Raw genomic sequence first — 3732 nt, forward strand, 5'->3', positions numbered from 1 at the left:
TTTTGGGGGGCGGCTCAAGTTTTGAATAAGAAAAAACACTTTTGGTTGGGTAGCCTCTTTCAACAAAATTTACAAACCCATCTTTAAAAAAAGAATTAAAACCGCCACAAAGAACTGCTTGCTCACCGAAAAGATCAGTCTCAGTTTCTTCTTTAAATGTTGTTTCTAATACTCCAGCACGTGCTGAACCAATTCCTTTTGCATATGCAAGTGCTTTTTCTTTTGCGTCTCCAGTAACATCTTGGTAGATTGCAAATAATGCAGGAACACCAGCACCTTCTTCATATGTTCTTCTTACTAAATGTCCTGGACCTTTTGGTGCAACAAGGAATACATCAACATCAGCAGGCGGAACAATTTGGCTGAAGTGAACATTAAATCCATGAGCAAAAACTAGTGAATTTCCAGCTTTTAATCCTGGTTTAATTTCAGATTCATAAATTTTCGCTTGTTGTTCATCTGGAAGTAATACCATAACTAAATCACCAAGTTCAGCCGCTTCAGCAACTGAAACTACTGTATGCCCATCTTCAACTGCTTTATTGAATGAGCCACCTTGACGAACTCCTACTACTACATCAAAGCCGCTTTCTTTTAAGTTTAGTGCATGCGCATGGCCTTGTGAACCATAACCAATGATAGCAATCTTTTTACCTTGTAATGCTTGTTCGTTAACGTCTCCGTTATAATATACTTTTGTCATGTATAATCTCTCCCTCAATTTTTATGATTGTTAGTGTGTTTATTGTTTATTACTATTTATCTTTAAAACCTGTTTTACAGGTAAGATTACTCGTTAATCAAACGATAGAAATAGGGACTTCCTTTGTAGCCCTTTGCATTCCACGTGTAAATGCCGTAGTACCAGTTCGAGCAATTTCCTTAATACCGTATGGTTTTAACAAATCGATTAAAACCTCGATTTTTTCTGGTTCACCAGTTACTTGAATGACGACACTCTCACGACTTACATCAATTACAGTTGCACGAAAAGGCTGAATTAATCCTTGGATTTCCATCCGTGTAGCAGGCGTTGACATCACTTTAATTAACGCAAGCTCTCTTGTTACAATTGACTGTGATGTTATATCTACTACTTTTAATACATCAATTTGTTTATTTAGCTGCTTTGTTATCTGTTCAATTTCATTTTCCTCTTGCACGTTTACCACAAGCGTCATCCGTGAAATGCCTTCTGTCTCAGAGTGTCCAACCGTAATACTTTCGATATTGAAGTGCTTTTTCGAAAATAATCCAGTAATACGATTTAAAACTCCGGCTTGGTTGAGAACAGTTAACGAGATGATTCGTTTCATAGTTTAACACCTACCATTTCATGGAGCCCTTTACCAGTAGCAACCATCGGATATACATTCTCATCCTTACTTACATGAATATCTAAAAGTACTGGTCCGTCAGAAGTGATAGCTTTCTTTAATGCTTCTTCCCAACCTTCACTATTTTCAATCCGGATGCTTTCGATACTATACGCTTCAGACAATTTAATGAAATCTGGCTGAGTCACAAATTTAGAATGTGAATAACGTTCACCATGGAATAGCTCCTGCCATTGTCTTACCATTCCAAGTGATCCATTATTCAAGATAACAATCTTAATTGGTAAATTTAGCTCGTGAATAACACCAAGCTCTTGAAGCGTCATTTGAAAACCACCGTCACCTAATACTGCAACAACAGTTGATTTTCGATCGGCTAATTGTGCTCCGATTGCTGCTGGAAGTCCAAAGCCCATTGTTCCTAATCCACCAGATGTTACCCATTTATTAGGCTTATTAAAATTATAGTACTGCGCTGACCACATTTGGTGCTGACCAACGTCTGTCGTTACGATCGCCTCACCATTTGTATACTTATGAATTAACTCTAAAACCTTCTGAGGCTTTAATTCCTTGTCACTATCCTTGTATACGAGTGGAAACTCTTTTTTATCATTAGCCAATTTTGTATTCCACTCACTATGGTCACCTTGTTTTCCATCCTGTTTAATTAATTGCTCTAATACGTTCTTCGCATCACCAACAATTGGAATTTGCGTTGGAACATTTTTCCCAATTTCAGCAGGATCGATATCAATATGGGCTACAACCGCTTTTTTAGCAAAATGGTTTAAATTCATAGTCAAACGGTCATCAAATCTTGCACCGATATTAATTAATAAGTCACAGTCATATAGCGCCATATTGGCTGCATATGTTCCGTGCATTCCACCCATTCCTAAAAATAACGGGTTATCAGATGGAAATCCACCTAATCCTAATAATGTGTTAACAACTGGAATTTGCTGTTGGGTAGCATATGTTAATAACTGTTCTGAAGCTCTCCCGTGGATAACTCCAGCACCAGCTAAAATAACGGGTTTTTTCGCACTGCTTACAGCCTCAACTAATTTTCTTATTTGTAAATAATTTGGTTCACTTGTTGGCTGATAACCAGGTAAATTCACCTTGATATCATAATTGAATTCTCCTTCATTTAAAGAGATATCCTTTGGAATATCAATTAATACAGGACCTGGTCTACCAGTTGTTGCAATGTGAAATGCTTCTTTAATAATTCTAGGAAGCTCGTTTACATTACGTACCTGGTAATTATGCTTTGTTATCGGTGTTGTAATTCCTAAAATATCTGCTTCTTGGAAAGCGTCTGAGCCGATGACACTTGTCGCAACCTGCCCTGTAAAGACTACAAGTGGTAATGAATCAATCATCGCATCCGCTAGTCCAGTCACAAGGTTTGTAGCTCCTGGTCCAGATGTTGCAATGACGACTCCGGGTTTACCAGAAACACGTGCATAGCCTTCTGCTGCATGTATTCCACCCTGTTCATGTCGAGCTAAAACATGAAACATCCCTGAATCATATAAGCTATCGTAAATTGGCAATACAGCTCCACCTGGGTAACCGAATATGACTTCTACATTTTCCTGCTTCAATGCTTCGATTAGCATAAGTGATCCCGACATAGTGTTCGTACATTTGGCTGTTGAGCTATTCAACTGTACATTTGTACTCATACTCTTTCCTCCCTTTAATTTAATATGGATTCATTCACTTAAACTTTAGTTAAAACAGCATATAAAAAACCTTCCCACCCCTCATAAGACTCCACATCAATTTGTGTGCCAAAGGGGCAAAAAGGTTAATAAACTTTTTCGCGGTACCACCCTTCTTCATGGTCAGATTATGACCACCTTACGAGCAGATTATCTGCTCACTTTGATAACGAGTACCGAAGAAATGGGACTCGGTTAATCCTACTTATATTTCAGATTAACACTCAGAGGCGAGTTCATCGTTCGGGAGTATCACCGGCTTCCAGCTACCCCGGTTCTCTGTAGATACTTTACCAAAGATTACTTATCCTCTTCACCGTTTTAACAATATTTCCATTTAGTTTCCAACAAAAACAACTAATCGCTTCATAAAATAATTGTGTGAATTTAGAGAATTTTATTCCTTTTTCTAATGTTCTTGTAACTTTTATTTGAACTTATATTACGCTCTAGAAATTAAAGTGTCAACAGTGTTTTTTAAGAATTGTTTGATTATTTAGATTTATTAGGAACCTTGAATCCGCTTACATTATTGATATTATTGAGATGTTTTTATTAAAAATTTTTTTGGAAAAATCTAAAAATAAACAGATGTCCATCATCTGTTTTGTAAAGTTATCATGAAACATAGGTTTACAATTAACTAACAATCTTTATCG

3 protein-coding genes and 1 other annotated feature are annotated in these 3732 nt (G+C 37.0%); all 3 genes read right to left on the reverse strand.

What is annotated here, in order from left to right; genetic code table 11:
- Nucleotides 1-703: ketol-acid reductoisomerase (gene ilvC, locus HU235_RS15330; RefSeq protein WP_174880759.1), on the reverse strand; the 703-nt coding region annotated here is incomplete at its 3' end.
- 97 nt (nt 704-800) lie between these two features.
- Complete coding sequence (gene ilvN / locus HU235_RS15335; RefSeq protein ID WP_145582186.1) at nt 801-1316, reverse strand: acetolactate synthase small subunit; 516 nt, start codon at nt 1314-1316, stop codon at nt 801-803.
- Complete coding sequence (ilvB, locus tag HU235_RS15340; protein WP_095300596.1) at nt 1313-3034, reverse strand: acetolactate synthase large subunit; 1722 nt, start codon at nt 3032-3034, stop codon at nt 1313-1315. Before ilvB ends, ilvN begins: the two co-directional genes overlap by 4 nt.
- A 109-nt stretch (nt 3035-3143) precedes the next feature.
- Nucleotides 3144-3399 (reverse strand) — a binding site (T-box leader).
- Nucleotides 3400-3732 lie beyond the last annotated feature (333 nt).

Origin of the sequence: Metabacillus niabensis (genome assembly GCF_902829255.1) — a bacterium.
Classification (GTDB): Bacteria; Bacillota; Bacilli; order Bacillales; family Bacillaceae; genus Metabacillus; species Metabacillus niabensis.